The sequence below is a fragment of the Hymenobacter fodinae genome (assembly GCF_004745825.1).
Lineage (GTDB): Bacteria > Bacteroidota > Bacteroidia > Cytophagales > Hymenobacteraceae > Hymenobacter > Hymenobacter fodinae.
In genome coordinates this window covers 206,191-225,954 of record NZ_SRLA01000003.1, presented here as the reverse complement: position 1 = coordinate 225,954, position 19,764 = coordinate 206,191, and the positions used below count along the sequence as shown (strand labels likewise).

The window sequence follows — 19,764 nt, the reverse complement described above, 5'->3', positions numbered from 1 at the left end:
GGGCGAGAAGCAGGAGTGGCCTAGGATGCGCCTATATTTACCCGCTGTTTTATCACCTCGCTATTTCACCCGCCCGTGCGCATCTGCTTCATCCTGAACCCGACCTCCGGCACCAACCGTACCCAGGACGTGCCTGCGCTGCTCACGCGCTATGCCACGGCTGCCGGCGCTGAGTTTGAGATTCGCCTAACGAAGTACGCTGGGCACGCGGAGGAGCTGGCCCGGGCGGCGGCACAGGATGGCTTCCGGGTGGTGGTGGCCGTGGGGGGCGATGGTACCGTGAACGAGGTGGCCCGTGGTCTGCTGGGCACCAATGCTGCCCTGGGTATTGTGCCCCGGGGTTCCGGCAACGGACTGGCCCGGCACCTGCACATCCCGCTCGATTTGCCCGGTGCCGTGCGCCGCATCTGTGCGCCCACCTTTCAGCGCATGGACGTAGGCCACATCAACGGCCGCCCCTTCTTTTGCACGGCGGGCCTGGGGTTTGATGCTCACGTGAGCAAGATGTTTGCCCGCGCCGGTACGCGCGGCCTGAGCACCTACGTGAAGGTGGCCCTGCGCGAATATCGTCGCTACCAGGCCACGCCCATTGCAGTGGAGCTTAACAACCAACTCCTCGATACCAACTGCTACGTACTAGCCTTTGCCAATGCCGCCCAGTACGGCAACAACGCCTACATCGCGCCCCGCGCCGATATTCAGGATGGTCTGCTCGATCTGTGTCTGATTGATGGGCTGTCGTTCCCGCGGGCCGTGCGCGTAGGCCTGGGGCTTGCCCTGGGTACGTTGCCCACCTCCGGCGGTGCCGTGTATCACACTAGTTGCCACATTCAGGTTAAAGCTGCTAGGCCACTCGGCTTTCACGTAGATGGCGACTACGTTGCCGATGAAACCAACTTTGTGGTTAGCCTCGACCCGCTGGCGCTGGAAGTAGCCGTGTAGCAACTATAGAAGTGGTGAAGAGCGGGAGCGTAAAGTGCAAGCTGGCTACGTTTCCTACCCCGATTTCACCATTTCACCTTCCTCAATTTCACAACTTGCACCTATGAAAGCCAACAAGAACCGCCGCGAAGGCGTGGTATATTCCACCAACCCCGATTTTGAGTACCAGGAGAATGGCAATGAAGAAGCCGTGACCTTGCCCCCGCAGCAGCAAAACCTGCGTGTGCAGCTCGATAAAAAGTCGCGGGGAGGGAAGCAGGTAACCCTCATCACTGGCTTTGTAGGCCAGGATGCGGATTTGCAGGCCCTCGGTAAGCTGCTGAAAACAAAATGCGGTGTGGGCGGCAATGCCAAAGACGGCGAAATCCTGATTCAAGGTGACTTCCGCGACAAAGTGCTGGCCGTGTTGCTAGAACAGAAATACAAAGCCAAGAAGGCCGGCGGCTAGGCCACTTGGCAGTTGCCCCATTGTCAGTAGGCGAGCACCCAAACGCCCACAGGGTGCGTAGGAGGGGTATGTCTGACTCTCGATCTTTAGCTAATGCTGCCGATACGCCAGGGCCTGGCCGGCCGCGGCTGGGGCGCAAAGGCGAGTTGCTGCTGGCGCTACTACCCACAGTCACCGTCCTGCTGATGCTGTGGCTGCTGGAACTACTCAGCAACCAGCGCCTGCTCTTTGCCTCACTTGCATCCAGTGCCTTCCTTATTTATCTCGACCCACAGCACCCCACCAACAGCACCCGCACCTTGGTACTAAGCCAACTGGGCGCCGCCTCCATTGGGTTTGCGCTGCATGCCTGGGTGGGGCCAGGCTACGTGGGAGCTGCCGCCGCCATGGTCCTGACCATCGGGCTCATGATTGGGCTTGATGCCATGCACCCACCGGCCGTAGCAACAGCCCTGAATTTTGCTTTTCGGGCCGGCAGCGGCGAGGGGAACTTGTTGTTGTTTGGGTTGGCCGTGGGGTTGGTAGTGGTGCTGGTTATTGTACAGCGCGGCACCGTGTATCTCCTGAAGAGGCTTAGCTCTAGGCCTGTCGTTCCCGTTACATAGGTAATATGGAGAAACAGACTATTCACTCTCTGGCGGAGTACGGGGTAATTGAAGCCGTGCAGTGGCTTAAGCTGGGTGTTGAAACCATTGGGGCACTCATTATAGGCCTAGGTATACTCGTGGCGGGTAGACTATTCCTCAAGGCGTTGCTGGCCCGCCAAACTGCCGATTTTACCGCCATTCGGCTCACTCTGGCCCGGTACCTGGCTCTAGCTCTGGAGTTTCAGCTTGGGGCTGATATTCTCTCGACAGCCATTGCGCCCAGCTGGGAGCAGATTGGCAAGCTCGGGGCTATTGCCGTAATCCGGACGGCCCTTAACTTTTTTCTCTCCAAAGAGATGAAGGATGAGCGCGCTGTAACTTCTGAAAACCACATAAATCGGCGTGCCGAACATGGTGCTTCGGAAGGGTAATCATCTGTAAGTGCTGTCTTGGCATACTATACGTCATGCTGAGCAGAGCCGAAGCACCTTTACTTCTGACAATTCAACTGGAACTGGCCTAGCAACGAAACCGTGAGATGCTTCAGACCCTTGGCTTATTGTGCCACATGCCCAGCATGACAACCGATAGCCTATAGTTGCTGAGCCAGATAGTGCAAGGCGCGCTCCACATCCTCGGGCGTATCAATGCCGATGGTTTCCAGCTCCGTCTCGGCCGTCAGAATACGGTAGCCGTGTTCCAGCCACCGGAGTTGCTCCAGGCTCTCGGCTAGCTCGAGCGGGGAGGGAGAGAGCCGCGTAATTTCGGCCAAAACATCGGGGCGGTAGGCGTATAGGCCTATGTGGCGCAAATAGCGGTGGTGCTGGCGCCACTCCGGCTGCGGCTGCTGGCGCTGATAGGGCAGGGGGTGGCGGCTGAAGTACAGCGCGTGGCCCGTAGTATCGAGCACCACTTTGGGCAGGTGGGGGCTAAACAGCTCTTCCTCGTTGAGCACCGGTTTCACCAGAGTAGCCAGCTGCGGGGGCTGGGACTGCGCAAACAGCTGAATTAGCGCATCAATCTGCGTCGGATGAATAAACGGTTCGTCGCCTTGAATGTTGATAACGCAATCGGCCTGCACCTGGAGCTGCTGATACGCATCCCACACGCGGTCGGTGCCGCTGGGGTGGTCGGGGGCCGTAAGAACCGCTTCACCCCCAAACCCGAGTACGTGGTCCAGAATCCGCTCATCATCGGTGGCTACTACCACCCGGCTCAGCCCCGATTGCCGGGCCTGGCCAACAACCCGCTGAATCATGGATTGGCCGCCCAGATCTACCAGGGGTTTGCCAGGCAGACGGGTGGAAGCAAAGCGGGCGGGAATGATACCAATAGCGTGCATGCGGAGTGGGTGAGGAAGTGAAGCCAGAGAATACGTTGCCGCAAAAGAGGTGAAAATTACCGACAGACTATCATTTCCCTCCGATAGAGAGCAAAGAGCAAGCCCAGAGGTACTGCTCTTAAAAATGACCAATAAATAACCGTTGCTATCCAACAGTGCGTCGGGGACTTGTCAGGATTCGTTAACTTTCGGCAGTATTTATGCAGTTGGCAGCTTCCTTTACCTACTGTGCTGTTCTGCCGCCTTCCGCGCCCTGTTCCTATGTCTCGAATTTCGTTGCTGTCTGTTGCTTTAGTTTTTTCAGGTTTCTCCGCGCTGGCGGGCCCCCGGCTGGTGGCTCCCCCAGATTCTATCGGAGTTGAGTACCGCAACAACAAAATCCTGATCAAGCACCGCGTGTCGCCCGGTGAAACCCTCTATGGGTTGTCGCGGCGCTATAAAGTGCCAGTTGACGAAATCGTAGAGTTCAATCCCACGGTGAAAGGGGCCCTCGTAACGGGGCAAATTGTGCTGGTGCCCCGCAACCGGGTGGTACTCACTCAACCAGCCGCTCCGGCCGCTGCCTCAGCTATTTCGGCGGCCGCCCGGGCTCTGCCCACCGATGCCCGTGGAAACCACATCTATAAAGTAGAAGCTGGCCAGACGCTCTACGCCGTCGCCCGCAAGTTCGACGTGTCGCCCGCTGAGCTAGCCCGCCTTAATGGGTTTGCCCCGAACTTCAACGTGCGCAGTGGTCAAACCCTGATTATTGCGGCTGGTACTCACCAGGGCACTGCTGCGGCTGCGCGTCCGGCTACGCCGGTAGCAGCGCGCCCGGCGCCAGCAGCCCCAACTCGTCCGGAGCGCACTTCTGATACCCGCGAGGCGCAGGAGCGGGAGAACCGGGCTCGGGCAAAAGACTCTGCCGTAGCACCCGCAACTGCACGCCAGCCCGTGGTGCCGAAGGAGGCTCCCATTAAGGAGGAGCCTGCCCGAGAAGTAGTAGAAGAAAAAGAGCGCGCTCCCGAGCGGGCCAGTGAAGTAGTGCGCCGGGTATCGGAGAGTGGCCTAGCCATGGTTATTCCCACCGATGCTTCTGATAAGTATTTGGCTCTGCACAAAACCGCGCCGGTAGGCACCATCATGGAGGTGCGCAATATCATGAACGGCATGTCGGTGTACGTGCGCGTGATTGGCAAACTGCCCGACACGGGCGAAAACTCCAACGTATTAGTACGCCTCTCTAAACGGGCCGTGCAGCGCCTAGCCACGCCCGATCAGCGCTTCCGGGTAGAAACCAACTACGTACCATAGCGGTGAGTTGGTGAAGTGGTGAAATAGTGAGTTGATGTGCTACATGCGCCACTTGCGCAGATTGCGTTTTTAGCGTCTTCACCAACTCATCTATCTACGTTTTACTACTCACCACGTCACCTTTCCGCTCAATGAATCACGCGCAAGTCCGGGCTCTGCTCGACGACCGCTACCAGCACTACGATCAGCCGTCCTTTATCCTGGCCGATCCGATCAGCATTCCGCACCAGTTTACGCAGCGCCAGGATATTGAAATCAGCGGTCTGTTTGCGGCTTTGCTGGCTTGGGGGCGTAGGCCTACCATCATTAGTAAGTGCCTGGAGCTGATGCGCCGCATGGATAACGCGCCGTATCAGTTTATCACCCAGCACCAGGATGAAGACTTAAAAGGTCTGCTGGGCTTCTGCCATCGCACCTTCTGCGATACAGATTTGCTCTACTTCGTGCACTGGTTACGCTGGTTTTACGGGAGCCACGATACACTTGAAGATGCTTTTCTGCTTGGTAACACCCAGAAAGAACGACTCGAAAACTTCCACAACCTGTTCTTCAGTCTCGATGACGCACCCCAGCGCACCCGCAAGCACGTGGCTACGCCGGCCCGCGGCTCGGCCTGCAAGCGCGTGAACATGTACCTGCGCTGGATGGTGCGCCCCGACGACCGCGGTGTAGACTTCGGCCTCTGGACCCGTCTCTCGCCCGCCGACCTTATCTGCCCCTGTGACGTGCACGTGGAGCGGGTAGCCCGCCGCCTAGGCCTATTAGACCGTAAACAAGTTGACTGGCTGGCCGCCGAAGACCTCACCGCTCACCTTCGCAGCTTCGATCCGCTCGACCCCGTGAAGTATGATTTTGCGCTATTTGGGCTGGGCGTGGAGGGGGAGATGTAACGTAAATATATCTACCTAAAATGTTAAATAATAGTGGAAGTATATATAGTAAAGAATATTAGTGAAGGTATCCTTTTAGCAATTTTGGGAGTCTGCTTTGTCTTGTGTTTTGGAGGTTTAGCCTTGGTGCCTAAACCCAAAGACAGTGAGTATTTCTCCTTTTTGTTTTGGCTCTGTTTTTTAGGGCCGGCTGCACTTGGATATATAGCAGCTAGGAGGTTCGTCACTCGCGAGCAGATAATTGGATTAACGGATAACGCATTGAGCATTCGATCTAATCAGTCGACTAACGAGCAAACCATTCCCTTGCGCCAGATAAAGTCGTATGTATATGAGGAGCATAACAATAGTAAGTTACTTGCGCTTAGTCTTTATTCTGGTAAAAGGATTAAGTTTAAGCATAATGATTTTTGGGGTAAGGACGATTTCTATGCTCTAGTAGCTGACTTCAAGAAGTGTATAGAACACATATCGAACTCATCTGACGAGGCTAGAGTAGCTATTCAGCGTGAGCCTTCGTTTTATGAAAAGCCGGTAGCTACTGTAATGGGCTGGACAATAGTGGTTGCAGTATTGCTTATTACTGGAATTATACTGTTTAAGGGCACCAAGAGAACTGAGTGGCGCTCAATATTGATGGTATATGGTAGCGCCTTGAGTTATTTAGGGCCTTGGCTATCGGCACGCAAGGGGAAAGCATAAGTCGGCCACCTAGCTAACTTACTTTATTAACAATTCTGAATCTTTCCGGCCCTTCAGAGTGTTTATCTTCGCATTCCCTTCTGAATACATTGTCCTAAACAAGGAATACCTGATTTGATTCTTCCCAATAATTTCGAGCAGAAAATTGGCTTCACGCAGCTGCGTGAGATGCTGGAGGGCCTGTGCCTGAGCGCGCTAGGTCGTCAGTTTGTGGCCAAGATGAGCTTTCAGCCGAAAGCCGATCAGCTCCAGAAGCTCCTGCTCCAGACGGATGAGTTCCGTCAGTTGCTCAGCAGTGGAGCTGATTTCCCTAGCCAACATTACCACGATGTACATCCGCACCTGGTGCGGGCCAATATACCCGGCAGCTACCTTGATGTAGCTGCTTTCTTTGCCGTGAAAATGAGTCTGCGCACCATTCGGGAAGCGCTGACCTTCTTTACCCACGCCGAAGAGAACCTCTACCCAACCCTGCGCCTGCTAGGCATTGGCGTGCAGGTAGATCGTAACCTTCTGGCCGCCCTTGACAAAGTGGTGGACGACGAAGGCCAAGTGCGCGAAAACGCTTCGCCGCTGCTGAGCCAGATTCGGCAGGAGCTGATAAACCGCCAGGGCCAGCTGCGCAAGCAGATTGCGGGTATCCTACGCCACGCTCGCCAGGAAGGCTGGGTGCCCGAAGGGGCTGAGCCCACCATCCGGGGTGGCCGCTTGGTGCTGCCGGTCATTGCCGAGCACAAGCGCCGCGTAAAAGGCTTGATTCACGATGAGTCGGCGACTGGGCAGACGGTGTTTATTGAGCCGGAAGCGGTGTTCGAGCTTAACAACGACATCAAGGACCTGGAAAATGCTTACCAACGAGAGCTGATCCGCATTCTGACCCAGCTTACGGCTCAGCTACGGCCCCACATTCCGGACCTGCGTAAGGCCTACCAGTACCTGGGCTTATTAGACTTTATTCGGGCGAAGGGCCGCTTGGCCCAGCGTCTGGAGGCCTCACTACCGGAGTTGCATCCTCGGCCCCTGATTCGCTGGAAGCAGGTGCGTCACCCGTTGCTTTACCTCACGTTTCAGGAGCACGCCAAGGACGACCCGCGCGAGGTAGTGCCCCTTGACATTGAGCTGACGCCGGAGCAGCGGATTCTGCTGATTTCGGGACCCAATGCCGGTGGTAAATCGGTGAGCATGAAGACGGTAGGCCTGGTGCAGTACATGCTGCAGTGCGGCTTGCTGATTCCGGCTGGTGATGGTTCGGAGGCGGGCGTGTTCGAGGATGTGTTCCTGGATATTGGGGATGAGCAGAGCCTGGAAAATGACCTGAGCACGTATTCCTCGCACCTGCTCAACATGAAGCAGTTCGTGACTCTGGCTAACAAGCGCAGCCTCATTCTTATTGACGAGTTTGGTACCGGTACCGAGCCTAGCTTGGGTGGCGCCATTGCCGAAGCCGTGCTGGAGCAGTTGAACCGCGCCCGTGCCTTTGGGGTCATTACCACGCACTATACCAACCTGAAGAACTACGCTGAGCGGACGGAAGGCATCGTGAACGGAGCCATGCGCTACGACCCCGACCAACTGCAGCCCCTTTACCGCCTGGAAATCGGCAAGCCGGGTTCTTCGTTCGCCATTGAAATTGCGCGCAAGATTGGCTTGCCCAAGCAACTGGTGGAGCGGGCAACTCAGCTAGTGGGTAAGGATAAAATCCGCTACGACCGCCTGCTGGAAGGCTTAGAGAAGGAGAAAACGGAGCTGGAACAGCGCACTGCCGAAGCCGCCAAGCAGGAGCGGCGCATGAAGAAAGCGGCCCAAGAGTATCAGGATTTGAAGAGGTACCTCGACGATACCACCCTTGACGTACTGCGCGAGGCCAAGGCTAAAGCTAAGATGCTGCTCAAGGATACCAACCAGCAGATTGAGGCTACCATTCAGGAAATTCGGCTAGGCCAGGCGGAAAAGGAGCGCACCAAGGAAGCCCGCGGTAAGCTCGATACGTTCGTGCGTGAGAAGCTGCAGATTGAGCCACCCAAGGCCCGTGCTACCCGTGAGCTGGCCGATGCCAACTCGCTCAAGCCCGGCGACAAAGTGGCGTTGATTGGGCAGGAAGGACACGGCGAAATCATGAGCGTTAAAGGTAAAACGGCGGAGGTTTCCTTTGGTGGCATGAAGACCCTGGTGAAGGTAGGCCAGTTGGAAAAGCTCACGCGCTCTGAAATTCGGGAACGGGAGAAAGCCTCAGCTCGCAAAGCTCCGGCCCAGTACTCCGGCTTCGACACCACCGGCAAGATGTCGAACTTCAGCCCCACGCTGGACTTGCGCGGAGAGCGGGCCGAGGATGCCCTGAACAAGATCATGGCCTACGTAGACGATGCTGTGATGCTGGGCGTACCTGAAATCAAAATCCTGCACGGCCGCGGCAACGGCGTGCTACGCCAGGTAGTGCGCGACTACCTGCACCGCACCCGCGCCATAGCCAGCGTGGCCGACGAGCACGCTGACCGCGGCGGCGACGGCGCTACCATTGCCGTGCTGAAGTAACGCTTTAAAAAAGCAACAGGCTCCGATAGTTCTTAAATGAGCTGTCGGGGCCTGTTGCTTTATAGCACTATTTGCTTTTATGAGAATAAAACGTTACAAAATTGGGCTGATTTTGCTAACCTGCTTTTGTGCTTTATATATGGTAAGTACAGACCAAGTAATGCCTTGGAACAGGCGGGAGGCGATTACGACTACCTTACTTTGGGGGGGATTAGCTGAAATTCCTTCCGATGCTAATATCCTGGAGGTTCGGACAAACGGAAGCATGTTCAGCAGGAAGTTTTTTATGAAGTTTGAATGTAGCCCAGTCACAATCAGCAAATGGATACGTGAAAGCAAACGGCTCAAGAATAATCAGACTGAAGTCAAGGGTAATAAGACAATCTATCAGATATATCCCGGCGAGGACAAATCATTAGGGGGAACAGTGAAAATGTAGGGCAACCAGGTAGAAATAATTATGAGCTGGAGTTAACCCGGCCCGTATCCGTTGCAGCAGGTGTACCTTTGCGCTCCTATCTTCTTTACCAACCCCATTTGCCTTGCATCCTCGCAATCCCCACAACGGCCGTTACGACTTCCCGCAACTCTTAAGCACCAGCCCGGAGCTGGCGGCCTTCGTGGTGTCCAACCCGACCGGCGACAGCAGCATTGACTTTGCCAACCCGGCGGCCGTGAAGGCCCTTAACCGAGCCTTGCTGAAGCAGTTCTATGGCGTGGCTTCCTGGGACGTGCCCGCGGGGTACCTCTGTCCGCCCATTCCCGGCCGCGCTGATTATATCCACTACGCAGCCGATTTGCTAGCTGCCGATCATAGTGGCCTAGTTCCCCGCGACAAAGCTGTGCACGTGCTGGACGTAGGAGTGGGGGCGAACTGCGTGTATCCTATCATTGGCTCACAGGCTTACGGGTGGCGCTTTGTGGGTTCGGAGATTGACTCAGTGGCGCTGAAATCAGCGAAGACTATGGTGGCCGCGAACCCCAAGCTGACTGGGCGGGTAGAAATACGCCAGCAGAGCCACGCTGCCTTTGTGTTTGAGGGAATTGTGAAGCCGCGCGAGGAGTTTGATTTAGTGATGTGCAACCCACCGTTCCACGCCTCGGCCGCTGATGCCGCCGCGGGTAGCCGCCGTAAAGGCCGCAACCTGGGCTACGCGAAAGCGCTGGAGCCGGTGCTTAATTTTGGGGGGCAGAATACGGAGCTATGGTGTGAAGGGGGCGAAGAAGGCTTCCTGCGCCGATTTGTGGAGCAAAGCGTGCCGCTGGCAGCGCGGGTGCTCTGGTTTTCAATTCTCCTTTCTAAAAAAGAAACCCTGCGCAGCGCTTACTACTTCCTGCAAAAGGCGGGCGTTGAGGAAAGCTCTATCCGAACCATTGAAATGAAGCAGGGCCAGAAAACCAGCCGCATCGTAGCCTGGACGTTTCAGGATGACGAGCAGCGTCAAGCTTGGGCCCGGCGGCGCTGGAAACCAGTGGCCTAGGCCACTCTACTACCGACAAAACGCGTCATTCCGAGCATATTCAGGATTTGGGGAAGTGGCCTAGTGGCTAACCCAAATTCTTGGCTGTGCTCGGAATGACGCGTTTAAGCAAGTGTCTAGAAGATATTCACCTCGGGGTGGAGCTCAATACCAAACTTCTCCCGCACTGAGGCAATAATTTCCTGAGCTAAGTCGCGGATGTCAGCTCCTTGGGCGCCGCCGTGATTTACCAGCACTAGTGCCTGCCGGTCGTGCACGCCGTGGGCGCCGCGGCGCTGGCCTTTCCAGCCGCACTGCTCAATCAGCCAGGCGGCGGGTACCTTCACGCCACCGGGCACTGGGTAGCCGGGCAGGTCGGGGTAGCGGGCTTTCAGCTCGTCGTATTTCTGCTGGGAAACTTCAGGGTTCTTGAAGAAGGAACCCGCATTGCCGATCTGAGCGGGGTCGGGGAGCTTGCTGCGGCGGATGTGCATCACGGCCTCACTCACGTCGCGGGGTGTTGGCTCACCACCAATTCCGAGGTCTTCCAGGGTCGTCTGGATGGCCCCGTAGCTGACGTTGGGGCGGGCCCGACGGTGCAGGCGCAGCATCACGCTCGTGACGATGTACTGGTTTTTCAGGGGGCCTTTGAACACACTTTCGCGGTAGCCAAAGCCACACTCCTCGCGGGAGAAAGTACGCAGCTGGCCCGTGCTTACCTCCAGTGCCTCCAGTTGCTCAAACGTATCCTTTAGCTCGGCGCCATACGCCCCAATGTTCTGGAGCGGAGCCGCGCCCACCGTACCCGGAATCAGCGACAGATTTTCAATACCGCTCAGCTCCTGATCTAGGGCATACTGTACCAGCCCATGCCACGACTCACCGGCGCCGGCGCGCACCAGTGCGGTGTCTTCATCCTGGCTTAAGATTTCAAGCCCCCGAATTTCGTTTTTGAGTACCACGCCATCGAAATCCTGCGTGAACAACAGGTTACTGCCGCCGCCCAATACCAGCTTTTCGGCTTGCTGCACCTCGGGCAGGGCCAATAGGGCCCTAAGCTCATCGGGGGAGGAAAAGCGGACAAAAAGCCGCGCTTTCACGTCTAGGCCGAAGGTGTTGTAGGGGCGAAGCGAAACGTGGTGTTCTAGAGCAGGAGCCGAAGCCATACGAGAAGCGGTAAAGGTGACTTGCCGGCAAAGGTAGCCGTTTCGATATTGCGAGCCGCCACACCCACCAGAATCAAAAAAGCCCGTTATTCTGCATGAAGCAAAGAATAACGGGCTTTTTAGTGGAAGCTAAATGGTTACCGCACTCGATAGCCGCGCAACGAGTAAAACAACAGGTAGGCGTAGCAGAGGGCCGGCAACATGAAGGCTACCCGTAGGCCTCCCGCGTAAGTTGACACGGCCCCCATCAGGAAGGGAATGATTGCCCCGCCCACAATGGCCATGATGAGGTAGGAGGAGCCTTGCTTGGTGAGCGGCCCCAGGCCTTGGATGGCCAGCGGGAAAATGACCGGCCACATAATGGAGTTGCACAGGCCACAGAGTACCACCAGCCATAGGGCAGCCTCGCCGCGCACCAACACGGCGGCGGCTACGCTCAGCAGAGCTACCGAGCACACTAGCACCAAGGCGTAGCGGGCATTTACGCGGCTCAGCAGCGGAATTCCTACCACCCGCCCCACCAGAGAGCCAAACCAGTAGGAGGAAACCAGCACGGCCCCCACGGCCTTCGTGAAGCCCGAGGCCGTGTCAATAGGGGCGGGCGTTTGCCCAAACAGGGCAGCGGCCCAGTTGGTGGCCACGCTTAGGCCTTGCACCAGTGCCTGCGTGAAGCCCGAGAGCTGTTGGATATTCTGCGTTTCACCGAACCGGATCAGATAGTCGCCTAGGCCTACCTCCACGCCTACGTAGAGAAAAATGGCCACTACGCCCAAGGCTAGGTGAGGAAAATGCAGGGCCGAGCTGCGCGCCGCCTGCCCAGCTGGCACCGGCGCCGCTTCTTCGTCGGCAAACGATTCTAATTCTGGGAGCTTTAGCAGGGCAAAAATGCCCGCCAGCACGGCCAGGAAGATTGCTAAGCCAATGTAAGGACCCTTTACCAGGGCGGCTTCCTCACTCAGGCGCTGTGCCACCGGCATAGATGCCAAACGAGCTTTCAGCACCTCTGAGCCGCCAAAGAGCAGCATGCCACCCAGCAGGGGCGAGAGAGTACCACCGAAGTTATTCGCTACGCCCACCAGGCTTACCCGTGAGGCGGCACCACTGGCGGGGCCTAGCACCGATACGTAGGGGTTAGCCGCTACTTGCAGTAGGGTAATGCCAGCCCCCAGCACCGCTAGGCCCAGTAGAAACACGCCAAACACCCGCGAGTTGGCGGCCGGAATAAACACCAGCGCCCCCACCGCCATGATAAGCAGTCCTACCACAATGCCCCGCTGATAGCCCAGCCGCTTCAGCAGCACCCCAGCCGGCAGCGACATCAGAAAGTAAGCCCCAAAAAAGGCCACCGACACCGTAGAGGATTGAAAATCGGTCAGCTGACACACGTCCTTCAGGTAGGGCATCAGCACCCCATTGAAGTTGGTGACAGCTCCAAACAGGAAGAACAGGCTCGTCATGGCCGCCATGGGCAGGGCGTAAGAGCGGGCTGCGGCGGTGGTGGCGGAAGTGGAAGTAGTAGTAGGAATGGCCATGCAGGCAGAATGAAAACCAAGGAGGTCTTAAATATAGGCGGTATCCGGGATTACCGATGGGCTGCCGGCCGGATACTGCTCACCGCTAGGTTGACTGGCTGCGGCATCGAAGGCGTTGGCTGGGCAAATACCAGTGACCAAAGTGGCCTAGCTGCTACTACAAGCGTGCTTTGATGGGTGCAGGAACCTCAGCTGGCGGTACGGTTTGAACAGTACTGGTCAGGTATTTCCAGGTCAGTACGGCCCCGATGGCACCCGCTGTGGGCGCTACTAAATACAGCCACAGGTGCTCCAGATGTCCAGAAAGTAAGGCTGGCGCTAAGGAGCGGACTGGGTTCATGGAGGCCCCGCAAATGGGTCCCGCAAACATGGCCTCTAGCAGCACCACGCCGCCAATAGCTAAGCCCGCAAACAAGCCTTGCTCTTTTGAGCCGTAGGCCACGTTCATAATGACCAGCATCAGGAAGTAGGTCAAGATAAACTCTAGAATAAAGGACTGCGCTTCTGATCCGGCGGGCAACGTAGCTCCCAACAACTCATTGCCGGGAAATAGATACCGCAGCACGGCACTGGCCAGCACGCCTCCAGTAACTTGGCTGATAATGTAGGGCAGCAGCTCCTGCACCGGAAACTTCCGGGCTACGGCAAACGCAATAGACACGGCCGGATTAAAGTGCGCCCCCGAAATGGTGCCTAGCGCATAAATCATGGAGGTAACTACCAGCCCAAACGTAATGGCAATGCCCACGTGCGTTACTGCCCCATGACTCTCCTGATTGATAATGATAGCGCCGGTGCCGCAGAAAATGATAGCAAACGTGCCAAGCACCTCGGCAATATATTTAGGCATAGTAAGGGAATTTGAGGGACACGATAGGGAACGGCGGCGTGGATGCGCGTCAGTAAAATGTGTACGTGCGCTTCGCCCAGGCTGGATTTAGGCAGCACACTTCGTAAATAAACTCTTTTCCAGGTTATAGTGGAAGCTGCCGCCGAAGCTCTTGGTAACCAGGGTGGTCGTCGAGGCTGGTAAGGCTTTCGAACATACTGATGAAGGTGCGCACCAGCTCTGGGTCGGCTGATTGCATGGCGCGGGTTTCGGCTACTCTATCGAGGTTGTACTGGCCTAGGAACACCACCAGCGCCCGGAACGGCTCCTTGGCCTCGGCGTTGTAGCGTAGAAATAACTGAAGCGGTAATACCGGCAGGTGCTGATGCGGTTCTAGTCCTGCCGCCCGCTGCTCACGGTGCTCAGAAAGAGTGGTAAACGTTTCCTGAATCTGGCGCAGGGTGGAAAGGTGTTGCTCCCGGTGCTCATGCCAATACTCTTCCGTAATCGGCGACTCAGGATGAAACTGCTGCCAGACGCCCTGCACAAAATGATGCAGGTGCCCGTGCTGGTCGCGGGTGGGAGGTACTGAGTCGGGCACCTCATCGGCGGCGAGGGTGGCCAAGTAGAACTCCCGGGCGTCGCGGGCGCGCTCCAGCAGTAGGTCGTGAATGCGGTCGGTGAGGGCCCGCATTTCCCGCTGGTTAAGAGCCGGGTGGTGGTGGCGGGCGTAGAACGTGCCAATTGCAGCGGAGTCCGTCATAATGGCCAAGTACTCACTTTCGGCTGCCTCAGTCAGGAACGACGCTATTTCGTTCATAATCGGTTGGAAGCCTTTGTACAGTTCCCGCGTGGCGTCGCTGATGGTTACCACAGCGCTCTTGATCTGCTCTTCTACCGTATTGCTGCTCACCACCAACTGGCGGGTTTCGTGGGCTAGAGCCTGCATCTGCGCCAGCGCTTCGTCGGTTTTACGGGAGGCATCATCAGCGGCTTTCCAGCTCTGGAAGGCCACGAACAGGCCTAGGAAGGAAGCTACGCTACCAATCATTGAGTAATGCCCATTTAGCGCATCGTAGCCCGTGAGGCCTACCACTATCAGCGTTAAAAATAAAATAAGGTAGAAGAGGGAGCTTTTGCTCGGATCAAAGAGGAAAGAGGGGCGCATGGCCTAGAGACGCAAAAGGCGTGCATAACGTTAAGCTCGATAATGCCAAAGGCCGCTAAAGCAACAGTACTGGCGGCCGTTCTCTAGGCTTACTGCGGTTTCACCCGCTTCTTTCCCGACCTTTGCGGCCTTACTTCCTCATTTTACTTTTCATCGTATGGCTGCTACCCGCCGCTCCGCTCCGTTTTATATGACCGCCACCACCCAGTTTGGGCTGGAAGAAGTGCTGGCGGAAGAGCTGCATCAGCTGGGTGCCACCATTGAGAGAGTGGGCCAGCGGGCCATTGAGTTTAGCGGCGACACGCAGCTGCTCTACGAGGCCTGCCTGTGGTGCCGCACGGCCATGCGCATTCTTAAGCCCTTCGCTGGCTTCTACGCCCGCGACGAAAAGGCCCTGTACCGCGAGGTAGGCCGCATTGACTGGGCTAAGTATATCCGACAAGACCAAACCTTCGCCATTACGGCCGTCGTGAACAAGTCCTCGTTCGAGCACTCCTTGTTCGTGGCCCAGCTTACCAAGGATGCCATTGTAGATCAGTTCCGCAACCGTACTGGGCAGAGGCCTAGCGTGGATGTAAAGAGTCCCGACATTCGGCTGCACCTGCACATGATTGAAAATGAGGTGATTCTTAGCCTCGACGCCTCCGGCGAGTCGTTGCACAAGCGCGGCTACCGGCAGCAAACCAACGTGGCGCCGCTCAACGAGGCCCTAGCCGCCGGCCTGCTTCTGCTCACGGGCTGGGATGGTAAAAAGACGCTCATCGACCCTATGTGCGGCTCCGGCACGATACTCACCGAGGCGGCAATGATTGCCCAACGCATTGCGCCCGGCCTGTACCATCAAGGTAAATTTGGCTTTGAGAACTGGCCCGATTTCGACGCCGCCCTCTGGGAGTCGGTTCAGCTGGATGCCCGCCAGATGCGAATTGAAGAACCCCAGGCCTACCTTGCCGGCTCCGACCTTTCGCGGGAGTACATTGAGCTGGCCCGCCAAAACGTAGCCGCCGCCGACTTGGAAGACTTCATTCGGCTGGGTGTGCGCGACGTGCGCGAGGCCAAGGCACCCGCCAAAGAAGAGCCCGGCATCGTTATCATGAACCCGCCGTACGGAGAAAGAATTGGGGAAGAAGCCCAAATGGACGCCTTGTATAAAATGATTGGCGACACGCTTAAAACCGGCTTTCAAGGCTATGATGCCTACGTGTTTACCGGCAACCTAGAAGCCGCTAAGCGCATCGGCCTGAAAACCTCCCGCCGCATTCCACTCTACAACGGCCCCATCGACTGCCGCTTGCTTAAATACGAGCTTTACCAAGGTACCCGCAAAGCCACCCGGCCAGAACAAGGGTAAGCAGTAACACGCAGAAGCAGCAAGTGGCCTAGGCGTCGGGGGGCGGATTCTTATCTGTCCCCGAGTGCCTAGGCCACTTACTAGTTTGTTCTGATTTATGCTGGAGGTTTTATACGTAGTTGGTGGGTTGGCTGTACTGCTGAGCGGCGTACTCGCGTTTGTGTTTTCACTTGGACAGCGCTCCGTTGCGTATCAGTTGCGACTTACCTTACGGGATACTACAGGCAACCTCTTGACCCAACAGCGCGTGCAAGTATGGCATCGGGGAAGTACTCCGCTTGAGTTTCAAACGGATGAAAACGGGCAGCTACAGGTAATTCAGAGTGAGTCATTCGGAGCCAGTATTCTGGGTCCGCGCCGCCCAAACGTGTTTACCGTTGGGCTGGCCTTTCCCGACCTCTCGACCTTGTATTACCAGTTCCCCGTGAAGCGGTCGGGGACCGTCACCTACCGAGCTTTCAACACCTACTATGACTCCGCCGATGCCAGTTGGGTTGGCGACTTTGATGCCACTCAGTGTGTGCGTAGTCAGATTACGTACACTAATGGAGTGCTGCAACCAGCTGTAGCGCCCACTAGCGGAAACGTGCAGCGCTGGCAAGCTACCGCTGAGTTACAGCACATTGGTCAAGAGCAGAACATACACCAGTATGCGCTAGACCTGTCCGTGCAGATGAGCGGAGTAGAGATTCTCGGGGTAACCTAGAGCCGAGGCCTAGGCTGCATACTGGCGGCAAGCTTCCACGCAGGCCCGACAGGCAGCGGCGCACTGTTGGCAATGGTCGTGCTGGTGTTTGCCGCACTCATCGGCGCACTTCTGGCAAATTTCAATGCACTCCTTGAGAACGTGTTGGGCATGGTCGGAGCCGCGGGCAATGAAAGCGGCCGTGAGGCGGCAGATGTCGGCGCAGTCTCGGTCGAGTCGGATGCAGGGCACCATCATCTGGATATTGTCTTCGTGCAGGCACGCATCGGCGCATAGTTCGCAGGCGGCAATGCAGCGGCTGAGTGCGTCGAGAACAGCTTGGTTTTGAGTAGCGGAAGCGGAGGAAGCAGGCATTAGATAGAGGGGTTAGTGAACGAAATGAAGTGCCTTGTTATACGCGGAAGCTGAACCGGCAGACGTTCAGGTTTATGTAGCAGAAGTGCACGATTTCCGCCTGTAAATGGTTAATTTCACCGTTCCATTGCCGCTCACCTGCGTCCGTTACTTGCCATGTTATTTGCTGCTGAACCACTTGCTCCCACTCTCGAATCGGCCCGCCGGGTACTGAAGAAGTACTACGGCTACGACTCGTTCCGCCCCATGCAGGAGGACATCATTCAGAACATTCTGGCGGGGCAGGATACGGTGGTGCTCATGCCCACTGGCGGCGGTAAATCGGTTTGCTTTCAGGTGCCTGCCGTGGTGCAGGAGGGCGTGTGCGTGGTGGTGTCGCCGCTGATTGCCCTGATGAAGGATCAGGTAGAAGCGCTGAAGGCTAACGGCATTTCGGCTGCTTACATCAACAGTAGCGTAGGCCAGAGCGAGCAAAACAATATTGCCGCCGAATGCCTGAACGGCTACCTCAAGCTGCTGTACGTGTCGCCGGAGAAGTTGCTCTCGGAGGGCTTCCTGAATTTGCTGCGCCGCATGCGTATCAGCATGTTCGCTATTGACGAAGCACACTGCATCAGCTCCTGGGGCCACGACTTCCGTCCCGAGTACACCCAACTGCGGGTGTTGCGCGAGCAGTTTCCGCAGATTCCCATCATTGCCCTCACTGCCACCGCCGACCGCCTCACCCAGCGCGATATTCAGCAGCAGCTGCGCCTGCAGGAGCCGCGGGTGTTCCTGTCGTCATTCGACAGGCCTAACCTGAACCTGATTGTGCGGCCCGGCCAAGATCGGGTAGGGGGCATTCTGGAATTTCTGGAGCGCCACCAGGGCGAGGCGGGCATTGTGTACTGCCTCTCGCGCAAGCAGTGCGAAACGTTGGCTCAGAAAATCCAGGCCAAAGGCATTAAGGCTGGTTTCTATCATGCCGGCATGACGCCCAACCAGCGTGCCGCCGTGCAGGAAGCCTACCTCAAAGACGACCTGCAGGTGATTGTAGCGACCATTGCCTTCGGCATGGGCATCGACAAGAGCAACGTGCGCTGGGTAATCCATTACAACCTGCCCAAGAACATCGAGGGCTACTACCAGGAAATTGGTCGCGCCGGTCGCGACGGCAGCCCCGCCACCGCCGTACTGTTTTATTCCTTCGGCGATGTGATGAGCCTGCGCGACATGCTCACGAAGGAAAATCCCAACCTCACCCAGCTCAACCTTACCAAGCTGGAGCGCATGCAGCAGTTTGCGGAAGCCGCCAGCTGCCGTCGGAAAATCCTGCTCAACTACTTCGGCGAGACGCTGGCCCAGGACTGCGGCAACTGCGACATCTGCCGCAACCCACCCACCACGTTCGATGGTACCGAGCTGGCGCAGAAGGCCTTGTCAGCAGTAATGCGCAGCCGGGAACGGGTGAGCATCAACCTACTGATTGACGTGCTGCGGGGCATGCGCAACCAAGCCGTGCTCAGCCAGGGCCTCGACCAGATTAAAACCTACGGGGCCGGCCGCGACCTGCCTTATCTCGATTGGTACAGCTACATCCACCAGATGCTGAATGATGGCCTGGTGTACATTGCCTATGAGGAAGGCTACGCGCTGAAAATCACGGATATCGGCCGGGAGGTGCTGCAGGGGCAGCGTACCGTGCCCATGAAGAAGTTTCAGCCAGCCGAAAAAGCGGAAAAGGCCCCGCGGGGCCGCAAAGCAGTGGCTGCTGCTAAAGCCACGCCGGCTACCCGCGAGGCTCAATTGTTCGATGCACTTCGTACCCTGCGCAAGCGCATTGCCGACGAGCAAGGCGTGCCCCCGTACGTTATCTTCACCGACTCTACCCTGCAGGAAATGGCCGTGGAGCGGCCGGTTAACCGGGTAGCCATGTTGGGCATTTCGGGGGTAGGTATGAAGAAGTTTGAGACCTATGGGGAAGCGTTTATCCGGGAGGTTCTAGCTCACGGCGGCAACCCCGCCGCCCAGGCCGAACTTGACGAGGACGACCTGCCCGACCACCTGGATCCGGACGACTTCAGCGCAGCTCGCACCGTGCGCAAGAAGCCCACGCGCGACGCAAAAGAGCCAAAAGCTGCTACTGCAGAGGTGAATGGCACGGCAGAAACCACTCACCAGTTGCACCGCATGGGCCTAAGTGTAGAAGCCATTGCCCAGCGCCGCGACTTGGCTATTTCCACCGTGCAAACCCACCTCACTACCTGCTACGCCAAGGGGCTGGAGCTGCGCATCGAGGAGTTTCTAAAGCCCGAGGAGTTGGCCGAAATTCAGACGGCTCAGGCCCAACTCGGCAGCAGCCCCATGCTCCGCGACCTGTTCGACCACCTGCGCGAGAAGTACGATTACTTCAAGCTCCGCTTGGCCCTGATGTACTTCAAGAAGCTACGCGGGGAGTAGGGCGTAAACTACAACTTCACGCT

18 protein-coding genes are annotated in these 19,764 nt (G+C 57.1%); 12 read left to right on the top strand and 6 right to left on the bottom strand.

Annotated elements, in window-relative coordinates:
• Positions 1-75 precede the first annotated feature (75 nt).
• From EU556_RS14900 to EU556_RS14885, 4 genes are all read left to right on the top strand, one after another.
• Positions 76-942, top strand: a complete 867-nt coding sequence (locus EU556_RS14900; protein ID WP_167855589.1) for a diacylglycerol/lipid kinase family protein — start codon at positions 76-78, stop codon at positions 940-942.
• A 103-nt stretch (positions 943-1,045) separates the two neighbouring features.
• Positions 1,046-1,390 (top strand): translation initiation factor, encoded by a 345-nt coding sequence (locus EU556_RS14895; protein ID WP_135434945.1) that lies wholly within the window; start codon positions 1,046-1,048, stop codon positions 1,388-1,390.
• Positions 1,391-1,458: 68 nt separating this feature from the next.
• Complete coding sequence (locus EU556_RS14890) at positions 1,459-1,995, top strand: HPP family protein (RefSeq protein WP_135434944.1); 537 nt, start codon at positions 1,459-1,461, stop codon at positions 1,993-1,995.
• 5 nt (positions 1,996-2,000) lie between these two features.
• Positions 2,001-2,408: a DUF1622 domain-containing protein gene (locus EU556_RS14885; protein WP_135434943.1), complete on the top strand. Its 408-nt coding sequence runs from the start codon at positions 2,001-2,003 to the stop codon at positions 2,406-2,408.
• A 161-nt stretch (positions 2,409-2,569) separates the two neighbouring features.
• Here the strand turns inward: EU556_RS14885 and kdsB are convergent, their stop codons facing one another.
• Positions 2,570-3,319 (bottom strand): 3-deoxy-manno-octulosonate cytidylyltransferase, encoded by a 750-nt coding sequence (gene kdsB / locus EU556_RS14880; RefSeq protein WP_135434942.1) that lies wholly within the window; start codon positions 3,317-3,319, stop codon positions 2,570-2,572.
• Positions 3,320-3,580: 261 nt separating this feature from the next.
• On the opposite strand from kdsB, the gene EU556_RS14875 reads away from it, so the two are divergent.
• The 5 genes from EU556_RS14875 (at position 3,581) to rlmF (ending at position 10,217) form a co-directional block, all read left to right on the top strand.
• Positions 3,581-4,612 carry a LysM peptidoglycan-binding domain-containing protein gene (locus tag EU556_RS14875; RefSeq protein WP_135434941.1) on the top strand — a complete coding sequence of 344 codons (1,032 nt, stop codon included), beginning with the start codon at positions 3,581-3,583 and terminating at the stop codon, positions 4,610-4,612.
• A gap of 131 nt (positions 4,613-4,743) precedes the next feature.
• Positions 4,744-5,502, top strand: a complete 759-nt coding sequence (locus EU556_RS14870) for a TIGR02757 family protein (protein WP_135434940.1) — start codon at positions 4,744-4,746, stop codon at positions 5,500-5,502.
• Positions 5,503-5,535: 33 nt separating this feature from the next.
• On the top strand, positions 5,536-6,204 hold the full coding sequence (locus EU556_RS14865; RefSeq protein WP_135434939.1) for a hypothetical protein: 669 nt from the start codon (positions 5,536-5,538) through the stop codon (positions 6,202-6,204).
• A 114-nt stretch (positions 6,205-6,318) separates the two neighbouring features.
• Positions 6,319-8,736, top strand: coding sequence for an endonuclease MutS2 (locus EU556_RS14860; protein WP_135434938.1), 2,418 nt, complete (start codon positions 6,319-6,321; stop codon positions 8,734-8,736).
• A gap of 542 nt (positions 8,737-9,278) precedes the next feature.
• Positions 9,279-10,217, top strand: coding sequence for a 23S rRNA (adenine(1618)-N(6))-methyltransferase RlmF (gene rlmF, locus EU556_RS14855; protein WP_135434937.1), 939 nt, complete (start codon positions 9,279-9,281; stop codon positions 10,215-10,217).
• 116 nt (positions 10,218-10,333) lie between these two features.
• On the opposite strand, the gene murB is transcribed toward rlmF, so the two are convergent.
• The 4 genes from murB to EU556_RS14835 form a co-directional block, all read right to left on the bottom strand.
• Positions 10,334-11,362: a UDP-N-acetylmuramate dehydrogenase gene (gene murB, locus EU556_RS14850; RefSeq protein WP_135434936.1), complete on the bottom strand. Its 1,029-nt coding sequence runs from the start codon at positions 11,360-11,362 to the stop codon at positions 10,334-10,336.
• Between the two features lie 137 nt (positions 11,363-11,499).
• Entirely contained in the window at positions 11,500-12,894 is a 1,395-nt protein-coding gene (locus EU556_RS14845; RefSeq protein WP_135434935.1) for a sugar MFS transporter, read from the bottom strand.
• 157 nt (positions 12,895-13,051) lie between these two features.
• The gene (locus tag EU556_RS14840) at positions 13,052-13,744 is read right to left on the bottom strand and encodes an aquaporin (RefSeq protein WP_135434934.1); all 693 of its coding nucleotides are present in this window, start codon (positions 13,742-13,744) and stop codon (positions 13,052-13,054) included.
• Positions 13,745-13,868: 124 nt separating this feature from the next.
• Entirely contained in the window at positions 13,869-14,891 is a 1,023-nt protein-coding gene (locus EU556_RS14835; protein ID WP_135434933.1) for a hypothetical protein, read from the bottom strand.
• 157 nt (positions 14,892-15,048) lie between these two features.
• Between EU556_RS14835 and EU556_RS14830 the strand changes: the two genes are divergently transcribed.
• Together EU556_RS14830 and EU556_RS14825 are read left to right on the top strand one after the other, a co-directional pair.
• Positions 15,049-16,242 carry a THUMP domain-containing class I SAM-dependent RNA methyltransferase gene (locus EU556_RS14830; protein ID WP_135434932.1) on the top strand — a complete coding sequence of 398 codons (1,194 nt, stop codon included), beginning with the start codon at positions 15,049-15,051 and terminating at the stop codon, positions 16,240-16,242.
• Between the two features lie 97 nt (positions 16,243-16,339).
• Positions 16,340-16,948 carry a hypothetical protein gene (locus EU556_RS14825; RefSeq protein WP_135434931.1) on the top strand — a complete coding sequence of 203 codons (609 nt, stop codon included), beginning with the start codon at positions 16,340-16,342 and terminating at the stop codon, positions 16,946-16,948.
• A gap of 9 nt (positions 16,949-16,957) precedes the next feature.
• Here the strand turns inward: EU556_RS14825 and EU556_RS14820 are convergent, their stop codons facing one another.
• Positions 16,958-17,302 (bottom strand): four-helix bundle copper-binding protein, encoded by a 345-nt coding sequence (locus EU556_RS14820; RefSeq protein ID WP_135434930.1) that lies wholly within the window; start codon positions 17,300-17,302, stop codon positions 16,958-16,960.
• Between the two features lie 156 nt (positions 17,303-17,458).
• Here EU556_RS14820 and recQ point away from each other — a divergent pair, with 156 nt between their 5' ends.
• Positions 17,459-19,741 (top strand): DNA helicase RecQ, encoded by a 2,283-nt coding sequence (gene recQ, locus EU556_RS14815; RefSeq protein WP_135434929.1) that lies wholly within the window; start codon positions 17,459-17,461, stop codon positions 19,739-19,741.
• Positions 19,742-19,764 lie beyond the last annotated feature (23 nt).

Bases quoted from the DNA above. Each gene is read 5' to 3' on its own strand.
- EU556_RS14890 (WP_135434944.1), top strand. From the start codon at position 1,459: ATGTCTGACTCTCGATCTTTAGCTAATGCTGCCGATACGCCAGGGCCT.
- EU556_RS14870 (WP_135434940.1), top strand. From the start codon at position 4,744: ATGAATCACGCGCAAGTCCGGGCTCTGCTCGACGACCGCTACCAGCAC.
- EU556_RS14820 (WP_135434930.1), bottom strand. From the start codon at position 17,302: ATGCCTGCTTCCTCCGCTTCCGCTACTCAAAACCAAGCTGTTCTCGAC.
- kdsB (WP_135434942.1), bottom strand. From the start codon at position 3,319: ATGCACGCTATTGGTATCATTCCCGCCCGCTTTGCTTCCACCCGTCTG.
- EU556_RS14830 (WP_135434932.1), top strand. From the start codon at position 15,049: ATGGCTGCTACCCGCCGCTCCGCTCCGTTTTATATGACCGCCACCACC.
- EU556_RS14845 (WP_135434935.1), bottom strand. From the start codon at position 12,894: ATGGCCATTCCTACTACTACTTCCACTTCCGCCACCACCGCCGCAGCC.
- EU556_RS14885 (WP_135434943.1), top strand. From the start codon at position 2,001: ATGGAGAAACAGACTATTCACTCTCTGGCGGAGTACGGGGTAATTGAA.
- EU556_RS14835 (WP_135434933.1), bottom strand. From the start codon at position 14,891: ATGCGCCCCTCTTTCCTCTTTGATCCGAGCAAAAGCTCCCTCTTCTAC.
- EU556_RS14875 (WP_135434941.1), top strand. From the start codon at position 3,581: ATGTCTCGAATTTCGTTGCTGTCTGTTGCTTTAGTTTTTTCAGGTTTC.
- EU556_RS14840 (WP_135434934.1), bottom strand. From the start codon at position 13,744: ATGCCTAAATATATTGCCGAGGTGCTTGGCACGTTTGCTATCATTTTC.
- murB (WP_135434936.1), bottom strand. From the start codon at position 11,362: ATGGCTTCGGCTCCTGCTCTAGAACACCACGTTTCGCTTCGCCCCTAC.
- EU556_RS14895 (WP_135434945.1), top strand. From the start codon at position 1,046: ATGAAAGCCAACAAGAACCGCCGCGAAGGCGTGGTATATTCCACCAAC.
- recQ (WP_135434929.1), top strand. From the start codon at position 17,459: ATGTTATTTGCTGCTGAACCACTTGCTCCCACTCTCGAATCGGCCCGC.
- EU556_RS14825 (WP_135434931.1), top strand. From the start codon at position 16,340: ATGCTGGAGGTTTTATACGTAGTTGGTGGGTTGGCTGTACTGCTGAGC.